Genomic DNA, 17,264 nt, shown 5'->3' with positions numbered 1-17,264 from the left:
GCGGATGACAGGCGCGGACGGGTGGCAGGATCCGGTCGCCAGCCGCTGGCGGATCACCCCGCCGCCTGGCCACCCTTGCGCGTCGGGAACACCGGCCCGCGCACCGTCATCCGCTCCGCCGGATAGGGCCGCTGGAGGCCGACCACATCCTCATAGCTGCCGGTCAGCCACCGATCCCAGTCCGCCTCGGGCAGGATCGTGATCATCGCCTTGGGGTGGATCGGCGCGACCAGTTCGTTCGGGTCGCAGGTCACCATCGCGAAGCCCATGCCCTTCGCGGTCGGCTGCCAGAAGCCGGCGATCGCGAACACCGGCTGGTCGGGCACGGCGAACCACATCTCGCCCTTGATCGGCGGCCCGTCGCCGACCCGGTGCTTGTCCGACGTCCACTCGCAAAACTCGGTCAGCGGCACGAGGCAGCGGTGCTGCGGCTCGGCGGCGAGCCGCCGCCATTGCGGCAGGCCCAGGTTGCGCACGTTCGTCATCGGCCATGACGCCGCGCCGCCCAGCACGTCCCACAGCATCAGGTCGACCACCCTTGCTCCGCCCGCCTGGCGGACGACAAAGGCCTTGCTCTTGGGGAACAGCTCGACCGGATCGCGGTTCGGCCGCACCACGCCGTCCGCCCAGCCGGCCCCGAAGCGTTCGAACAGCGTCTCGGGATCGCTGGCCAGCCGGGCGCGGTTGCACATGCGATCAGCGCCGCGCCGTGACCGGCACGGACGCGCGGCTGGAGGGCGGCGTCTCGGGCGCGGCGGGCGGCCCCTCCGGCGACGCGGAATGCCGGGTCGCGTGGAGATGCCGCAGGATCAGCGCCAGATCGCGCTCCGTCAGCCCCGAGGCCGGATCGATCACGCGCCCCTCGGGCAGTGGTTCGACCCAGGCCGCCAGGCGGTTGCATGCTGCGCCCAGCGCCGGGTCGGAGGAGTCGTCGAAATCAGCCATCAGCGAAAAGTCCGGCGTTTGTGATGGGGTTCAAGGTGGGAACATTGTCACGCCGGCTATCCATGACGCGCAAGCGATTGCTGATCCAAACACTCTGCCGCGTCCCAAGCCTGGAAAACGATCCTACAATGCGCAAAATGTGTTGGAGAACGGCGATGTTTGGGATGTTCAGCAAGACCGAAGCTAATCCGCCAACACCCGATTTCTCGATCGAAGCCGCCGAGCGAGCCGCCATCCGGCGATCACAGGCCGTCATCGAATTTGACTTGAACGGCATCGTCCTGGACGCAAACGAGAATTTTCTCTCGGTTATGGGGTATCGTCTGGACGAAGTGGTGGGGCGCCATCACCGCATGTTCGTCGACCCACATGAGGCTGCCAGCCGGTCCTATGCCGATTTCTGGGGGCGGCTGCGCGCGGGCGAATTCTTTTCGGCAGAGTTTCCCCGCGTCAGCAAGGCCGGCAAGCGGATCTGGATTCAGGGCGTCTACAACCCCCTGCTCGACGCGGATGGTGTTCCATTCAGGATCATCAAGTTTGCCACCGACATCACGAACGCCAAGCTCAAAAGCGCCGATCACGCAGGCCAAATGGCTGCGATCGGTCTGACGCAGGCAGTGATCACCTTTGATATGAACGGCATCATCACGTCGGCGAACAAGATATTCTGCGATGCGGTGGACTATGCCGAACATGAAATGGTCGGCCGGCACCACCGGATGTTCATGCTACCCGACGAGCGGGACAGCGTTGGCTATGCCAATTTCTGGAAAGCGCTCAATCGCGGCGAGTGTCTATCCGGTGAGTTCTGCCGGCTGAACCGATCGGGTCGTTCCATCTGGCTCCAGGCGTCCTACACACCGATCCTCGATCCGAACGGCATAGCGTTCAAGGTGGTGAAATATGCCAGCGACATCACGAAACGCGTCGAGGAAAAACAGAAGTTCAACCTGCTTTCGCTGGTCGCTGACGGCACCGACAACTCCGTCGTCATCACGGACCGCGACCGGCGCATCATCTATGTCAATGAAGGCTTTCGCCGCCTGACAGGCTATACGGATGCGGCGGTGATGGGCAAGTCGCCTGGCCGCATTCTGCAGGGCGTTGCAACCGACCCGGACACCGTCGCGCGGATCAGGAGCAAGCTGGCGAATGGCGAAGCCTTTTACGATGAGATCTTGAACTATAACAAGCGCGGCGAGCCCTATTGGATTTCGCTGGCGATCAATCCGATCCGCGATGCACAGGGGCAAATCGAGAAGTTCATTTCGATCCAGGCCAACATCACCGAAACCAAGATGCAGTCGCTGCAATTCGACCTGAAGCTCAAGGCGATCGGTGCCTCCACCGCCATGGCGGAATGGAATGGCGATGGCATATGCCAGGCGCTGAACCCGTTTCTCGCGGATCGCGCCATGCGGCCATTGGCGAAGATCCTGTCCGGCGACCAGATCGCGCGCGTACTTCGCAACGAGGTGGTGCGATGCGAAGTCGCATGGCCAGATTCCAAGGGCCACGACATGTGGCTGGACGCTACTTTTTCGCCGATGATCAACCTCGAAGGTCGGATCGACCGCATCCTGATGTGTGGTGTCGATATCACGCCACGGCGTCACACGGTCGAGGAGACGTCTGTGGCAATGCGGCAAATGCTGGATGGCGTCACCAACATCGTCGGGAAAATCGATGTGATCGCCAGAATGACCAATCTCCTCGCCTTCAACGCCGCCGTGGAGGCGGGCCGGGCTGGAGAAGCAGGCAATGGCTTCAAGGTGGTGGCGGAGGAAGTGCACAAACTCGCGGCGCAGGCTGGGGACGCAACCACGGAAATCAACGTGCTACTCGAAAACAGCAGAACTCAGATTGCGCGCCTTCGCGACGGCGACACCACCGACCATGGTTCGCCTATTAGGATCGCTAAATGACTCGCCCCGAAGGGCGGTCTTCCATCCCAACGGTAGGACACACCATCAAATCCGAAGATCAAACAGTTAGGCCCAGCCAACTTTCATAGCCCGGCGACGATAGCGCGCCGCGCCGCCGATCAGGCCGAATCCGACGAGCATCATCGCCCAGGTGGCGGGTTCCGGAACCGCGCCCGTGGCTTCGTCATAGGTCAGGGTCAGCGTGCCGGCGGTCCAGCGCGCATCCGGCGACACCGAAATATCGTCCAAATCCTCGAAATATTCCAGCCGCAAGATGCCGTCCGCACCGACCATGAAATCAAGGCCCAGCACGACGAGATCCGCCGAGCCCGTGTAGCTGGCCGTACCCGGATTGCGGTCATTGCCACCGGGCGTCAGGGTCAAGCCGGCACCGCCATCCGAACTGGTCAACCCCACCGACGTCTCCGACAGGTAGCTTGGATCGAATGCCGTGATCGTCACGGCGTATGCCAGGCCAGTGACTCGCGATGCGGCTCCGATATTGAAGATTTGCACGCTATTCTGCGCGTCGCCGAATGGGGCGAAGCTCTGCGCGCCCGCGACGTCGACGACCAGCGTCGCCGCCTCGGCCTGGGTCACCGGCAGGACCGCCGTCGAAAGCACGCCGGCGATCACGTAACGGATGATCTTCCCCATCACATTCTTCCCTGTTCGGCCCCGCTGGTTGTCCTCAAGGGTCAGTGATGATCGAGATGGATCGATATTGTCTGACGCTTGGGGTCGAGTGCCGATCGCAATCATGCCATAAACACCGATTTTCTCAATGAATTTCTGTTAACTATCAGCCACTAAAGCGCCCTCACCTGTATCAGAACGGGATGGTTCAGGTCTCCGCATGCCGGACGATTGCCTCGCATATCTCATGCGTCGCCAGAATAGCGGCGCTGTCGACCGGCCGACGCACGCGCGCGGCCAGCAGGAAGTCGTCGCACATCGCCTCGAAACCGCGTTGCCGCCCGACCGATGTCCAGTCGGCCCGTCGATGCGAATGCTGTACCCCACGCGCTTCGATGCGATCCGCGAGGTTGAGCACGGTGTGGCGCGCCCCGCCGCCCATCACGTCCAACCGCTCCTCGTCTAGCCCGCTGTCACGATGCATCATGCCGATGGCGGTAAACCCATCGCCAGCGAGCGTGAGGGTGACGGCGTGCAGCAGGCCGTCCACGACATGGGTCTCGATAGTGCGTCGGCGGACCGCACCAGGCACGAGGAACAACAGCGTATCGACGACATGGATGAAGTCGTCGAAGACCACCCGCCGCGGCGCGTCCGGCTGGCGGAAGCGATGTTTTTCCATGAGGATGAGGTCCGCCGCAATGCCACGCAGAGCCATATAGTCGGGAGCGAAGCGCCTGTTGAAACCGACCATGAGCGGAACCGCACGCGCCCTGGCCAAGGCCACAAGCGCTTCGACGTCGCTGAGATTATCCGCGAGTGGTTTGTCGACGAAGGTCGGGATACCGCGCTCGATCAACAGCCTGACGAGGTCGGCGTGCGCCGGCGTCGCCGCATGGACGAAAGCGGCATCGAAGGATGTGGCGGACAGCGCATCCGTCGCGCTGCTGTGCCGATGCTCGATCCGGAACGCAGAGCCAATCGCGTCAAGAACGACTTGGTCGCGTGTCGCCAGGTGAATGTCGAGATCGGCACGCCTGGACAGCACCGGAAGATAGGCTTTCCGGGCGATGTCGCCCAGACCAATCAGAAGGACCCGCATATTGTCTTTCCTCGGCCCGGCATGATCGCCGCCCTTGACGATATGCGGTACCGTCATCGTTGCGCTTGCCGCAACCGATCCCCGGGTCGACCCCGGACGAACTGTACCCCAGAGCCAGTCGGTTCCATCCTTGATCCGATCCGGTCTGCAAGGGCCTGATAGCTATCCGGCGGCCTCCGCATCGATCCGGTCGATCATCCGCAGGACCTGATCGATATCGACGGCAAAGTCGTTTTCGCCCTGTTGCTCCCCGACCACAAAGGCATAACGAAGGCCGATCGCGTCGCATAAATCCTTGATGATCAGTTCGAAACGATGAGGTGGTTGTATCGTCAGCACCGCCCCGCCGCGCCGTGCCCAGAGCGCGCCGTTCAGCATCTGGCTGCCCTCGACGCCGATGACCAGGTCCGCGTCGACACAGGTTGCGAGGATGTGCGACACCGGTGTCTCGGCGGGATCGAGGACGATGAAGCCCCGCGCGGCCAAGGCCTCCGCCAGCGCCGCTTCGTTGACGAGCATCCGCCGCTTGCCCGTCGCCCCGCGCAGCAACATGACGCGCTGTCCGCGGCTCGTCGGATACCGGTCCCGAGCCAGCGCGCGCAATCGCTCGTAGCGATCCTGCTTGTCCGCATTCTGACCGAAATCGTCGATGACGATCAGCCGGTCGACCCGCGCTTCCGCCGTGACGGGGATGACCAGATCAAGCTGCGCGGCATAATCGCGTTGCGATGCCGTCGGTTGGGTCAGTACCGACAGCGGTGGGGCAAGGGACTGGACCGCAAGCTGGCGGGGCAGATCGTCCATCAACCAGTGTCCGAAATAGCGGCAACCGATCCAGGACGAGGCCATCGACGCGTGACCGTAATGCGGCGCCATCGATGATGCCATCACAGGCGCTGGCTCCATCCCGACCTGCAGATAGGTGCGCCAAGTGAAGATCTGCCCGCGCGAAATTACGGCGTCCTTCAGTTCATAGGCGATCGTCGGGGCATTCTCGACCGGTCCACCCACCACGCGCTGACGCTCGGACGCGACGTCGCGTATCGTGGAGCCCACCCCGGTGATCCGGTCGAGATCGGCGGGATGGTAGAGTGCCGCCGGACTGACGGTGCGGGTCCCAGGGGCGATCTGCCACCGCCGCGTCGCTCCATGGCCATGATCGTTGGGCAGTCCGAGCTTCGGCCGCAACCGGCTGACGAACGGTTTGAGACGTGACAGTAGCGCAGTCCGACGAGCGTCCATCCAGGCATCCTTCGTTCGTATGATCGCCGCGGCAGGACGCGTATCGGCGACACCGGTCATGGCTGGCGACTGGTTTGACGGCTCGCGAGGTGAAGAACAATCACCTTTGCACAATAACTTGCATAGGTTTCCTCAATTATGGGCCAGCCTTACGGTCAGGCGCTGATATAGGGAAGCAGCTTGTGGAACAGCGCCTCGCGCGATCCGACCTGGAGCTTTTCGTAGATGTGGCGGATATGCACCCGCACCGTCCCGATCGAGATGTGCAGCGCCACCCCCGCCTCCTCGGCGGTGCAACCGCTGAACAGCGCCTGCACGATGCGGCGCTCGGCTCCGGTGAGGTGGAACAGGCCTTGCAACCGATCATCCTCGATCGTCTGAGTCGGCATCGCGGCACGAAGCGTCAGTCCGATCAGCGGTTCCCCCGCTTCGCTGCGAAGCTGGATCGCGGCGCAGAACAGATGCCGGCCGCTGGCATGGGGCAGGCATATCCACGTCGCCTCGCCATGCACGGATTGTACGATCCAGCGTAGCAAATCGGATCGATGCGTCCCCCCGCCGGCCATGCACCGCTGCTTGATAGGTCGGGTGGCCAGTTCCTCGATCAATTCCAGCGCCGCGGCATTGGCCCAGAGTATAGCGAACTGATCATTGATGATCAGCTTGGCGCGCTCGTCATGTTCCGCCCACAGCGAAAACATGCTGGCTCGCGCAGATGTCGCCACCTGCTCCGATATACAGACCATAGATATTCCCCCTTGAATGACGGCTGTTCAGACGACTCAAGGCGATGGCAGTAAAGGCATTGCGACCTTCGCGACCGGACGGAGATATGATCTACTGCTATGCTGTTTCAGCCCGATCCCTGTTAAGGCAGAAACAGACATAACGGATCGCTCCGGCGTGATGCGCTTCCCTAGACGAGTCCATGAGTCGTATTCGCCTGATTTCGAACGGATTATGCACCAGATATGGGGATGAAAATCCCCAGATGGGCGCACTGTTATTAATAACTGTCCCATTTTGAAGCATTTTTATAAAGCCCTTGGCATCGAAGACTTTTTTCGACGACCTACCCAATGTGTGAGATTTCACCATCGAGAAATTCACCTAGCGTTCATCCGACGCCAAGGGGTTCGTTTCCGAGGGGTCGCAAAGGGAAACCGCCGGAAAAAGGGCGGGTGAAACCACATAACAGGAGAAAATCGATGAAGGGTCTGATCATCGCTTCGGCTGCCATCGCAGCCGGGATCGTCGCCGTGCCGGCATCGGCGGAAACGCTGAACGTTCAGGGTGTCGTCGCGCCCTACTGCAACGTCAACCTGACCAACGTGTCGAGCGGCACCGCCTCGGTCGCCATGGCCGGCGTGCAGACGGTGGCCAATCTGCGCCTGTCCTGCAATGCCGTGTCCGGCACCAAGTTCATCCTGCGCACCCAGAATGGCGATCTTCTCCAGACCATCAATGGCATGGAGCACCGGATCAACTATGACGTGAGCGTGGATTCGGCCAGCGACAGCGCGTTCAACATCCCCGCGCACGACACCTTCCCCGGCAGCAATACCGAGGATCGCAACCAGTTCACCCGCTCCAACTCGGGCTATACGCAAGCGGTGGCGAACGGCATTCCGCTGGTGCTGTCGATGAACCTGAATGTCGCGGTGGACCCGAACAACACGCCCACCTCGCGCAACTATCCGGCCAATGCCGCGCCGGCCGGCACCTATACCGAGGTGTTCAGTTTCACCGCCACCTCGGTCTGAACCACCTGCTCGAAGAAGGGGAGACGCCGCGAGCGGCTCCCCTTTTTTCCAGGGGTGGAAGATGGCGGAAAAGGGGGACGGGACATGCGAATTTCAAGGACGCTCATCGCGGGGGCGCTGCTGATCGCCGCGTGGCCAGCGACGGCCGTGGCGCAGGGGTATCAGGTTCAGCCGATGCTGACGACGATCGCGCCATCGGGGCCCAAGGCGCGGGTGAGCATGATCATCAAGAATTCGGGCGCGGTCCCGATCTCGCTGGAGATGACCCCGTTCCGCGCCACCGTGAACGAGGCCGGGGCCGCCACCAGGGTCGATGAGGAGAAGGACGTGCTCGTCTATCCTGCCCAGACCTCGATCGACCCGGGCAAGGAGCAGACGGTGCAGATCCGGTATATCGGTGACCCTGCCCTGACCGAGGCGCGCATGTACGGGGTGCGCGTGTCGCAACTGCCGGTCAGCGCGCCGGGCATGGCGACCGCGACCAGCAGTTCGGGTGCGGCCACCGACGTTAAGGTCAGCTTCAACTTCCTCAGCCATATCATCGTCTCGCCCGAGGATGCCAAGGCGGTGCTGGCGGTGGAGGATGTCGGTCGCGCGCCCAATGGCGACCTGATGTTGCGCATCACCAATAGCGGCGCGGGGATCGCGGTGCTGACCGCGTCCGATGTCCGGCTGACCGACGCGGCCGGCAAGCGTAGCGAGTTGAAGCCCGAGGATTTCAAGATCGGCGATTTCTCGGCCTTCATGCCCCGCCAGACCCGGCGGGCGACCATCGCGGCAAAGGACCTGACGGGGCTGACCGGCCCGATCAAGCCCGTTCTCACCGTCCAGTGACCTATGGCACGCGTCGGTGCGCGCCGGCGAATGGCGCGCCTCGCGATGGCGGGCGCCTGCGCGTCGAGCGTCGCGCTGGTGCCCGCGCGGGGGCATGACCTGACGCGCGGCGATGACGCGGCGGCCGCGACGCCAGGGTCGCCCGTCGCGCCGGCAACCGCGGCCGGTGCGGCGCCAGTGCAGAGTCATGCCTCGCCGCTCGGACGGGTCGGGCCGGTGCGGGTGCCGCTGGAGGTCTCGTTGCGGGTCAATGACGCGTTCCTCGGCACGATCAGCGTCGCGGTCGATCCCAAGGGTGCCGGCGAGATCGATGCGATCCGCTTCCTGGCGCTGATCCGGCCGGTCGTCGCCGCCGACCTGTACGCGGCGATGGAGGCACGGGTCGCCGGGCGGCCGAGGGTCGATTTCGTCGAGTTGAACATCGATACCTTCGTGCTGCGCTTCGACAGCCTAGCCTTGGAGGTGATCGGCACGCTGGCGCCCAGCGCCACCGCCGCGACCGCGCTCCGCTTCGCGCCGCAACAGGAAGTGCCGGTGCCGTCCAGCTTCGACCAGCCGGCTCGGTTCGCCGCCGGCGTCAATATCGGCGCCGGCCAGCGCTACGTCTATGGTCGGGGGTTCGAGCGGGTTCGCGCCGACTTCAACGGCATCGCCAGCATTGGCGGGTTCGAGGGAGTGACGCTGACCGGCGGCGCGACCTATGATGGCGAGCGCTGGCTGCGGCGCGAGCTGCGCGCGACGCATGACGAATTCGAACGCGCGATCCGCTTCACCGCCGGCGAGTTCACGCCCAGCTCCACCTCGTTTCAGGGATCGGCGCGCATCCTGGGGCTTGGCGTCGAGCGGGCCTATCAGACGATCCGCCCCTTCCAGAACACGCGCCCGATCGGGCGACAGCAATTCACGCTCGACCGGGAGTCGAGCGTCGACGTGCTCGTCAACCAGGTCCGCGTGCAGACGGTACGGCTGGCCGCCGGCCGCTATGACATCGGCGACTTCCCCTTCGCCGCGGGCCCCAATCAGGTGCAGCTCGTGGTCGAGGATATCGGCGGCAAGCGAGAGATCCTCGATTTCGACGTGTTCAATTCGACCAGCCTGCTGACCCCCGGCCTGTCCGAATTCGGCGGCGCGGTCGGGGTGCGCGAACATGGCACCTTGCGCTACGGTGCGTCGCCGGCGGCGACGGGCTATGGCTATTTCGGCCTGTCGGACAATCTGACCTTGGGCGCCAATGCCCAGGCGACCACCAGGCGCGCGCAGATCGGCGGCGTCGCGGTGCTGGGCACGCCGATCGGCTTCTTCCACATCGAGACGGCGGCGAGCCGAAGCTTCGCGGCGGGCGGCATCGAAACGGCCGCCTCGCTCGACTATCGCGGCGAGTTCACCACCCGGTCGAAGAACGATCTTCGTCTCGCCCTGTCCGCCGTCTATCGCAGCGCCGAATTCCAGAATGCGTTCAGCCGCGATGGCCGGAACAGCCGGGCGCTGGATGTCGCCGCGCAGGTGCAATGGCTGGCCCCCTATGCGATCAGCATCGGCGGCAGTGTCGGCTATAGCAAGGCGCGCGACGGTGGTCCGAACTCCTATCGGATCGACATGACGCTCGGCCGCAGCTTCGGCCGGCTGGGTCTCAGCGCAACGGGATCGCGGCTGGTCTTCGGCAACGGCTTCGGCAACGACACCCGCGTGGCGCTGGGCCTGTCGCTCCGCTTCGGGCGACGCGACAACCTCTTCGCCCGCTATGACAGCGGAACCGGGCGCAGCGAGGTCGAGGTCAGCCGCACGCCCGATGGGCGGCTGGGCGAGATCAGCGGCAATCTCCGCTATACGCAGGATGACGATGCCCGGGCGATTTCCGGTCGGCTGGCCTATATCAACAACCGGTTCGACCTGGTGCTCAACCATAATAGGCTCGAACGGCGGGGGCCTGACGGACAGACCGCCAATGCCTCCGACTGGAACGCCCGGACCTTCGTCGGCTTTGCCGATGGCCGGTTCGGGGTCGGTCGCGCGGCCGATGAGGGGTTCGTCATCGCGGCCCTGCATCCGTCCTTGCGGGGGGCGCAGGCGTCCATCCTGGCAGGCGACCGGGTCGTGGCGCGCAGCGGCTGGCTGGGGCCGGCGCTGGTGCCGGTGGGCCGGGCCTATGGCGCGGGCCGCTACGAGGTGAAGGTCGATCCGCTGCCGATCGGATATGATCTGGGTGCCGGCACGATCAACGTCTTCCCCGGCTTCGGCTCCGGCTATCGCGCGATGATCGGCAGCGACGAGTCGCACATCGCGGTCGGCATATTGGTCGGCCCGGCCGGGCCGCTCGCGCTCGCGTCCGGCACGATCGAGCCTGTCGATGCCGCCCGGCGCAAGACGTGGAAGCCGCGCGGCTTCTTCACCAATCGCAGCGGTCGCTTCGTCGCCGATCGGCTGGCGCCAGGCCGCTATCGCCTGACGCTACCCGGCCAGGCGATAGCGACGTTCGAGATCGCCAAGGATGCGGAGGGGTTGATCGATGTCGGTACGATCCGGCTGGCACGCTGATCTGGCATGGAGCGCATGGCGCGGGATCTGGCCGGGACTGGCTGGCGTCCTGATGGTCGTGGCGGGGCCGGCGGCGGCGCAGCAATGCGATGCCAGGCTGCTGCCCGTCGCCTCGACGCTGCGGCTCGATTATGATCCCTTCGCCCTCGCCCGCACGACCGGTCGGTGGAGCTTCGATGTCGAAAGCCGCTCGGACCAGCCCTGCGAGGTCGATCTGGCGCTGGTCGATGACCAGCATCTCGGGCGCGCCGACATCGCGATCGACCCCAGCGCCGTGGTGATCGGCATCCAGGCGGGGCCGGGCGATACGACTCCGGTTCCGACCGCCTCGACCGGCGTCTGGCGCGTGCGGCTGCCGCCCGGACGACGGACCCGGCTGTCGCTGGACGCCACCGTCACGACCCATGGCGTCGCCCCGGCGGGCGAGAGCGCGACCGACCTCTCGCTGGAATTGCGCGCGCCGGGCAGCGTCGTCGCGACCGGGACGGCGTTGCCGGTTCGGATCGTTCTGGCGACGGTGCCGCGCGCGCAGATGAACATCGTCGGCGCCGCCGGGACCTTTGGCGAAGGCGCCAGCGTCACCCGCGTGGACTTCGGCGTCCTGGAAACGGGTGCGCAGCGTCGCGTCTTTCTTCAGGTGCGCGCAAATGGCCGGGCGAGGCTGTCGATCGCGTCCGCCAATGGCGGATATCTGATGCGGACCGATCATGCGGCGAGCGAGGCCGGTGTCTCCTATCAGGCGGCATTCGATGGCCGCGCCGTCGACCTCGCCCGAGGATGGGCGGAGGAATTCGAGCCACCGGCGTCGCTGGCCGGTGCGTCACTGCCGCTCGACCTGACACTCGGCACCGTCGGCCCCCGCCCGGCGGGAAGCTATTCCGACCTGCTGACGATCGAACTGAGCGCGCTCTGACCCGCCGGATGTCCCCCGCCCCCTCCCCATACCGAAACAGTCGTTGCCGCTGGTGGATTGTCCAGCCCGACGGTCGATACGCTGGGCGGCACGCCGAACGCCGATCCGCTGGGCGAGACGTACAATTCGGTGACGCCGTATCGCTGCGGCGACTATATCGCGAGCTATCGACTGATGCCGATCGCGCCGGACCAGCGCGCGCTCACCGGCCGAACCATCGAGGCGGCAGACCGCCCCGATGCGATCCGCGAGGACGTGCGCGTCGAAATGGCGCGGCTCGATGCCGAATGGGAGTTCCAGGTCCAGCTCTGCCGCGATCTCGAGAAGCAGCCGATCGAGGATCCGACCGTCGAATGGGACGAGGCGATCTCGCCCTTCCAGCGCGTCGATGCGGTGACGGACATGTCCGCGAGCCGTCGGTTCAGGTTTTCGGGGCACCAGTCCACAGACGATGCGTTCTCCGCCCCCTGCCCCGACAAAAACGAGACCCGCGATGACTCAGCAACAGCGTCCCAATGCCGATTATGCGGAGCGCGATGCCGCCATTGCGGTCAACACCTATACGACCGTCCTCAAACGGCCACAGGTGCCACATGAGGTGTTCGCAACCTATTGGCGCGACGTCCATGGCCCGCTCTGCTCCCGAGTGCCGGGACTGGCCTGGTACGTCCAATATCATCTCGACCGCGAGCAGGACGCGCATCTTTGGCCCGCCCAGGACGGGATCGAACCCTTTCCCGATTATGTGCTCGATGGCGGAGTGGAGATCGGCTTCGCCGATGCCGCTGATCAAGCCATCTTCAACAAGGCTTCCTCGATCCTGTTCTCGGACGAGCAGAACATGTTCGCCGCCACGGTGGCCTATGCGCTTCCGCACGGCTCGCGGACATTGGTCGACCGGATCACCGACCCCAGTCCCAACGGCAACGACAATTTCGACCGGATGCACGTCCATTTCGGACCGGGCGCCGGAGACCCGGACGCGTTTACCGCCTTCATGACGCGTTTTGCGCAGATGCTCGCCGATGACCCGGCCTTGCTGCGCGTCCGGCTGCACCTGCCCGAGGCCTATGACAATGCCGATCCCGCGCCGCCTGCGCCGGACGTGGCCCATGCCGTTCCGCCGGAACGCGCGCACTTGGCGGTCCTGGACCTCACCTTCGCCACGCCGCTCAGCCGGCGACGCTTCTTCGCATCCGAGGATTTTTCCCGCACGGTCGACGCGCAGAAGCGGCATATCGGCCATGTCACCGCTTTTGCGGTCAGCGGCATGTACACCTATGTCCGCGACAAGGAACTGACGCTTGCCGGGCTGAGGGGCAGCCGGCCGGCCCAGCTCATCGAGCGGCTGGGGGCGGTCAATCAGACTGCGGAGGATGTTCGCCATCTGATGCTGACGGGTGGGCTCGCCTGACAGTCGAAGCGTCGGCAGCCGTCTCCGAAAGGGATTGCTGCCGAGGCACGATCGTCCGAGATCGAAGTCATGATCACGCCGCCTGACAGCGGCCTTGCTGATAGCATTGTTCGATCAGTTCGCCGGCCGCCTTCGCATCGACCGGTCGGCTGAACAGGAAGCCCTGTAACGTATCGCAGCCCCGCGATTGCAGTTCCGCCTGCTGTTCCAGGCTTTCGACGCCTTCTGCGGTCGTTTCCATCTGCAAGGCGGAGGCGAGGTCGAGAATGGCCTTCACGATCGCCCCGGCATTGGGGTCATCGGCGATGTTGATCACGAAGGACCGGTCGATCTTCAGCTTGTCGAAGGGGAAGGACCGAAGATAGCTGAGCGAGGAATAGCCCGTGCCGAAATCGTCCAGCGCGATCCGGACGCCCAGGCTGCGCAACTGGTGGAGGATATCGGTCACCGTATCGACGCCGTCTAGGAACACCGACTCGGTGATCTCGATTTCGAGCCGCGAGGGTGAAAGGCCGCTGCGGGCGAGCGCCTGCAGCACGATGGCTTGAAAGCCCGGCGCCCGGAACTGCAGGGGCGACACGTTCACCGCCACGCGGATGTTGGAGGGCCAGGCGGCGGCCACCCGGCATGCCTCATGGATCACCCATTCACCCAGCGGCACGATCAGGCCCGTCTCCTCCGCGACCGGGATGAAGTCGACCGGGGAGATATAGCCGTCGATCGGATGCGGCCAGCGCAGCAACGCTTCGAAGCAGCGGATCGACGTGTCGCTGGTTCCGACGATCGGCTGGAACCGCAATTCCAGCCCGCCGGTCCGGATGGCGCTGCGCAAATCCGCCTCGATCTGTCGTCGACGCCTGGCCTGCTGGTCGAGCGCCTGTTCGAAGAAGCGATAGACGCCGCGCCCATCCTGCTTCGCGCGGTAGAGCGCCAGATCGGCATTCCGCACCAGCGCCTCGCCTGTCCTGGCATCCTCCGGGAACAGCGATATGCCGATGCTTATCCCGGCCGTCACCTCGCGCCCATCGACCATCACCGGGTTCGCGAAAACGTCCAGGATGCTGTGGGCCAGCCGGCGCGAGGTACTATGGTCGGCGGCCTCGCCGATGATGATCACGAACTCGTCGCCACCCAGCCGCGCCACGAAGGCGTTGTCGGACAGTTCGAGCAGCCGCTGTCCGACCGCGCGCAACAGGCCATCGCCCACCGGATGGCCGAGCGCGTCGTTCACGACCTTGAACCCGTCCAGGTCCATGTAGAGCAGCGCCAGCGCTTCGCCGTTGCGCGCGGCGCGGGCGATTTCCTGATCGAGCGACTGGCGGAAGAAGGCGCGGTTGGGCAGGTTGGTCAGGACGTCGTGGAAGGCGAGATGCGCGATCCGCTCCTCCCGCTCGACGATCCCCTGCGACATGAGGTTGAAGCTCGCCGACAATCGCCCGATCTCGTCCGCCGTCTCCACCACGACCTCGGTCCGTTCGCCCCTCGGCCAGCCGGCGGGCGGCGCGATCGAGCGCGGTGACGGGCCGGGCGATGCTCCTGGCCAGCCTCGCGGAACCGATGCCGATCAGCGTCAACCAGACCAGTCCGGCCGCGACGAGCCCGATCTGGATCGAGCGGTACGGCGCCATCGCCCGGTCCATCGGATAGGCGAGGAGCAGCGCCGCCTCCGTCCTGGCGCCCATGCCATGCAGTGGCTTCAACATGGCGAAGCTCTGCTCGCCGGCCGACGACAGGGTGAACACGCGATCGGCAGGCGTAGTCGCCCCGATCGTCCGGTCGCGGTCCATCCAGCCCGGCCCCTGGCGGATGAGGATGCTGGCGGTCAGGGGGATAGAGGACAGGCGTTCGAGTCCGCGCATCTCCTGGGCATCGAGGGGGACGATCAGGACGATCCGGCCGATCTCCAGCGGAGCCAGGACCGGCGCGGTGACGATGCGGTTCGCCCGCCGCCCGACAGCGACCACCGCATCGCGCCGATCGCCCAGCGCGTCACCCTGCAACGCGGCAAGCCTACCGGATACCGGCCCCGCATCGCCGATGACGCGCCCATTCATGTCGATCAGCACGGCATAGGGCGCGTCGGCCCGCGCGCGCAGGCTGGCCAGCGCGGAGACGATGGTCGCGGCATCGCCGCTGGCCACGGCCGAGCGGAAACCGAAATCGCGCGCCAGGATATCGGCCGCTCCCACCAGCGACCGTTCCCGCTCCTGCCACAAACGATCATAGACGCTGCCGCTCGCCGCGAGCGCATCTGCGGCGGTCTGGCGCGCACTCCGCTCGATCATCCCCTGCGCCAGGATCGCGAGCGCCAGCAAGCCGGCTGAGAAGAGCCCGGCATAGAGCACCGTCAGACGGGCGCGCAGGCTATGGAAGCGCGGACGACGCATCACGGCCGCAGCCGGACGACGGAGGCGGCACCGCCTGCACTCACGGCCAGCGGCTGCGACAGCGTGTTGCCCGATTTGCGGATCGACGGATGCCAGACGGTCAACATCCCCCGCCCCGCGCCGACCCCGGTGAAGGCGACACGACCGTCCCCGTCCGCGACGGCGGCGAAGGGGGTGGCGGTGACGTAGACCAGTCCATTCATGGCGTCATGGATGTTGCACCCCAGCGCGACCGGCCCCGGCTTGTCGAAGGTGACGCTGCGGCTGTCGTCGCGGCCATAGAGCTTGAGGTCGAACTTCTTGGCCGGCGAGAAGGAATAGACGTGGTGGCGCACCCGATCGAGATTGGGGAAGCTGACCTGCGCGCCCACCGGGACGATCAGCACCTTGGGATCGAAGGCGATATTCTGCTGCGCCACGCGATAGGTCCCGCGCGGCGTGGGCGCAGGCGTGCCAGGCAGGGTCAGCGTCACCACCGCGCCCGACAAGGGTCGGCCATCGGGGCCGATGACCTGGATGGACACCGGTGCCGCCGACGCAACACCAGCCGTGCAAAGCGCTGCGATCGAAAACAGGGCATGGCGAAGGATCATGCCCGCTCATGGATCGCGCGAGGTTTCAAACGGGTAAATTTGCCAAGACCTTCCGGCCGATTGTTAATCGGGTTTTGAGATTTCCTCGGCAGGAGCGTGTCGATGCGCCCCTCTATGCTCTTCCTCGGCATGGTCCTCCTGGCCCATGCCATGCCCGCCCAGGCCGCCGAGCGCCGCTCAGGCGGCAAGCTGCGCCTGACCGATGGCGTCAGCAGCGTGGAGGGTGCGGCCGGCGGAGGCCTGGCGGCCTGGGCGGTGATCGGGGGCAGCGAGACGCGCGACGGCATCGGTGGCAGCGCCCATGCGACGATCGTCGCCCTGCCCGACTTCGACCTGAAGACGGCTGGCATCGGGCTGGGCATCAACGACTCGGTCGAGCTGTCCTATGCCTATCAGCGCTTCGACACGCGCCGCGCCGGGGCGGCGCTGGGTCTGGGTCGTGGGTTCACCTTCGGCCAGCATATCCTGTCGGGCAAGCTGCGGATCGCGGGCGACGCGGTGTGGGAGCAGGATCGCTGGCTGCCGCAGATCGCCATCGGCGTACAGCACAAGATCGCCGAACGCGGGGCCGTCATCCGGCTGGTCGGCGGGCGGGCCTCCAGCGGCACCGACATCTATGCCTCCGCGACCAAGGTCCTGCTCGCCCAGAGCCTGGTCGTGGATGCGACCGTGCGGTGGACGAAAGCCAATCAGTTCGGGCTGCTCGGCTTTGGTGGGGATCGCCGCCGGGGACGATCGGCGCAGTTCGAGGGATCGGTGGGGTGGCTCGCCACGCCTTCGCTGCTGCTGGGTGCGGAGGTACGGACCAAGCCCGACAATCTGGCCTTCGCCCGCGAGCAGCGCGCGATCGATGCCTTTGCCGCTTTGGCGGTGACTCGGCACCTGTCTGTCACCGCCGCCTATGTCGACCTCGGCGACATCGCCACCTTCCGCCGCCAACGTGGCACCTATCTCTCTCTACGGGGATCCTTCTGA

At 65.3% G+C, this 17,264-nt stretch carries 16 protein-coding genes and 1 pseudogene; 8 read left to right on the top strand and 9 right to left on the bottom strand.

The genetic code is table 11. The annotated features are described in order from the left end of the window. Nucleotides 1–53 precede the first annotated feature (53 nt). Complete coding sequence (locus tag QE452_RS06160; protein ID WP_309660269.1) at nucleotides 54–692, bottom strand: SOS response-associated peptidase family protein; 639 nt, start codon at nucleotides 690–692, stop codon at nucleotides 54–56. A gap of 4 nt (nucleotides 693–696) precedes the next feature. Then, a complete protein-coding gene (locus QE452_RS06155) occupies nucleotides 697–945 on the bottom strand; it encodes a hypothetical protein (RefSeq protein ID WP_309660268.1) in 249 nt (82 codons plus the stop codon). 164 nt (nucleotides 946–1,109) lie between these two features. On the opposite strand from QE452_RS06155, the gene QE452_RS06150 reads away from it, so the two are divergent. Further along, nucleotides 1,110–2,870, top strand: a complete 1,761-nt coding sequence (locus QE452_RS06150) for a PAS domain S-box protein (protein ID WP_309660267.1) — start codon at nucleotides 1,110–1,112, stop codon at nucleotides 2,868–2,870. A gap of 66 nt (nucleotides 2,871–2,936) precedes the next feature. On the opposite strand, the gene QE452_RS06145 is transcribed toward QE452_RS06150, so the two are convergent. From QE452_RS06145 to QE452_RS06130, 4 genes are all read right to left on the bottom strand, one after another. Then, complete coding sequence (locus QE452_RS06145; RefSeq protein WP_309660266.1) at nucleotides 2,937–3,527, bottom strand: PEPxxWA-CTERM sorting domain-containing protein; 591 nt, start codon at nucleotides 3,525–3,527, stop codon at nucleotides 2,937–2,939. Nucleotides 3,528–3,714: 187 nt separating this feature from the next. Then, nucleotides 3,715–4,665, bottom strand: coding sequence for a Gfo/Idh/MocA family oxidoreductase (locus QE452_RS06140; protein WP_309660265.1), 951 nt, complete (start codon nucleotides 4,663–4,665; stop codon nucleotides 3,715–3,717). 105 nt (nucleotides 4,666–4,770) lie between these two features. Further along, entirely contained in the window at nucleotides 4,771–5,850 is a 1,080-nt protein-coding gene (locus QE452_RS06135; protein WP_309660264.1) for a glycosyltransferase 61 family protein, read from the bottom strand. A 155-nt stretch (nucleotides 5,851–6,005) separates the two neighbouring features. Then, nucleotides 6,006–6,551 carry a LuxR C-terminal-related transcriptional regulator gene (locus QE452_RS06130; protein ID WP_309660263.1) on the bottom strand — a complete coding sequence of 182 codons (546 nt, stop codon included), beginning with the start codon at nucleotides 6,549–6,551 and terminating at the stop codon, nucleotides 6,006–6,008. Nucleotides 6,552–7,058: 507 nt separating this feature from the next. On the opposite strand from QE452_RS06130, the gene QE452_RS06125 reads away from it, so the two are divergent. From QE452_RS06125 to QE452_RS06100, 6 genes are all read left to right on the top strand, one after another. Then, on the top strand, nucleotides 7,059–7,613 hold the full coding sequence (locus QE452_RS06125; protein ID WP_309660262.1) for a hypothetical protein: 555 nt from the start codon (nucleotides 7,059–7,061) through the stop codon (nucleotides 7,611–7,613). Between the two features lie 84 nt (nucleotides 7,614–7,697). Beyond that, nucleotides 7,698–8,447 (top strand): fimbria/pilus periplasmic chaperone, encoded by a 750-nt coding sequence (locus QE452_RS06120; protein ID WP_125993719.1) that lies wholly within the window; start codon nucleotides 7,698–7,700, stop codon nucleotides 8,445–8,447. 30 nt (nucleotides 8,448–8,477) lie between these two features. Then, complete coding sequence (locus tag QE452_RS06115) at nucleotides 8,478–10,982, top strand: hypothetical protein (RefSeq protein ID WP_309660261.1); 2,505 nt, start codon at nucleotides 8,478–8,480, stop codon at nucleotides 10,980–10,982. Next, a complete protein-coding gene (locus QE452_RS06110) occupies nucleotides 10,954–11,895 on the top strand; it encodes a hypothetical protein (protein WP_309660260.1) in 942 nt (313 codons plus the stop codon). The genes QE452_RS06115 and QE452_RS06110 overlap by 29 nt, the downstream gene beginning before the upstream one ends. A gap of 57 nt (nucleotides 11,896–11,952) precedes the next feature. Then, on the top strand, nucleotides 11,953–12,492 hold the full coding sequence (locus QE452_RS06105; protein WP_309660259.1) for a hypothetical protein: 540 nt from the start codon (nucleotides 11,953–11,955) through the stop codon (nucleotides 12,490–12,492). Continuing rightward, on the top strand, nucleotides 12,389–13,309 hold the full coding sequence (locus QE452_RS06100; protein ID WP_309660258.1) for a hypothetical protein: 921 nt from the start codon (nucleotides 12,389–12,391) through the stop codon (nucleotides 13,307–13,309). Before QE452_RS06105 ends, QE452_RS06100 begins: the two co-directional genes overlap by 104 nt. A gap of 73 nt (nucleotides 13,310–13,382) precedes the next feature. Here QE452_RS06100 and QE452_RS06095 read toward each other — a convergent pair whose 3' ends face one another. From QE452_RS06095 to QE452_RS06085, 3 genes and pseudogenes are all read right to left on the bottom strand, one after another. Further along, nucleotides 13,383–14,771: an EAL domain-containing protein gene (locus QE452_RS06095; RefSeq protein ID WP_309729730.1), complete on the bottom strand. Its 1,389-nt coding sequence runs from the start codon at nucleotides 14,769–14,771 to the stop codon at nucleotides 13,383–13,385. Nucleotides 14,772–15,111: 340 nt separating this feature from the next. Continuing rightward, nucleotides 15,112–15,594: pseudogene (locus QE452_RS06090) on the bottom strand (cache domain-containing protein); the annotation flags it as partial. Between the two features lie 101 nt (nucleotides 15,595–15,695). Continuing rightward, entirely contained in the window at nucleotides 15,696–16,220 is a 525-nt protein-coding gene (locus QE452_RS06085; protein ID WP_309660256.1) for a methylamine utilization protein, read from the bottom strand. A gap of 171 nt (nucleotides 16,221–16,391) precedes the next feature. Between QE452_RS06085 and QE452_RS06080 the strand changes: the two genes are divergently transcribed. Beyond that, complete coding sequence (locus tag QE452_RS06080; RefSeq protein ID WP_309729726.1) at nucleotides 16,392–17,264, top strand: DUF3034 family protein; 873 nt, start codon at nucleotides 16,392–16,394, stop codon at nucleotides 17,262–17,264.

Source organism: Sphingomonas sp. SORGH_AS_0438, from assembly GCF_031453475.1.
In the GTDB taxonomy this organism is placed as follows: Bacteria; Pseudomonadota; Alphaproteobacteria; order Sphingomonadales; family Sphingomonadaceae; genus Sphingomonas.
Note: the sequence above shows the minus strand (reverse complement) of the source record. Positions and strands in the feature narration are given on the sequence as shown.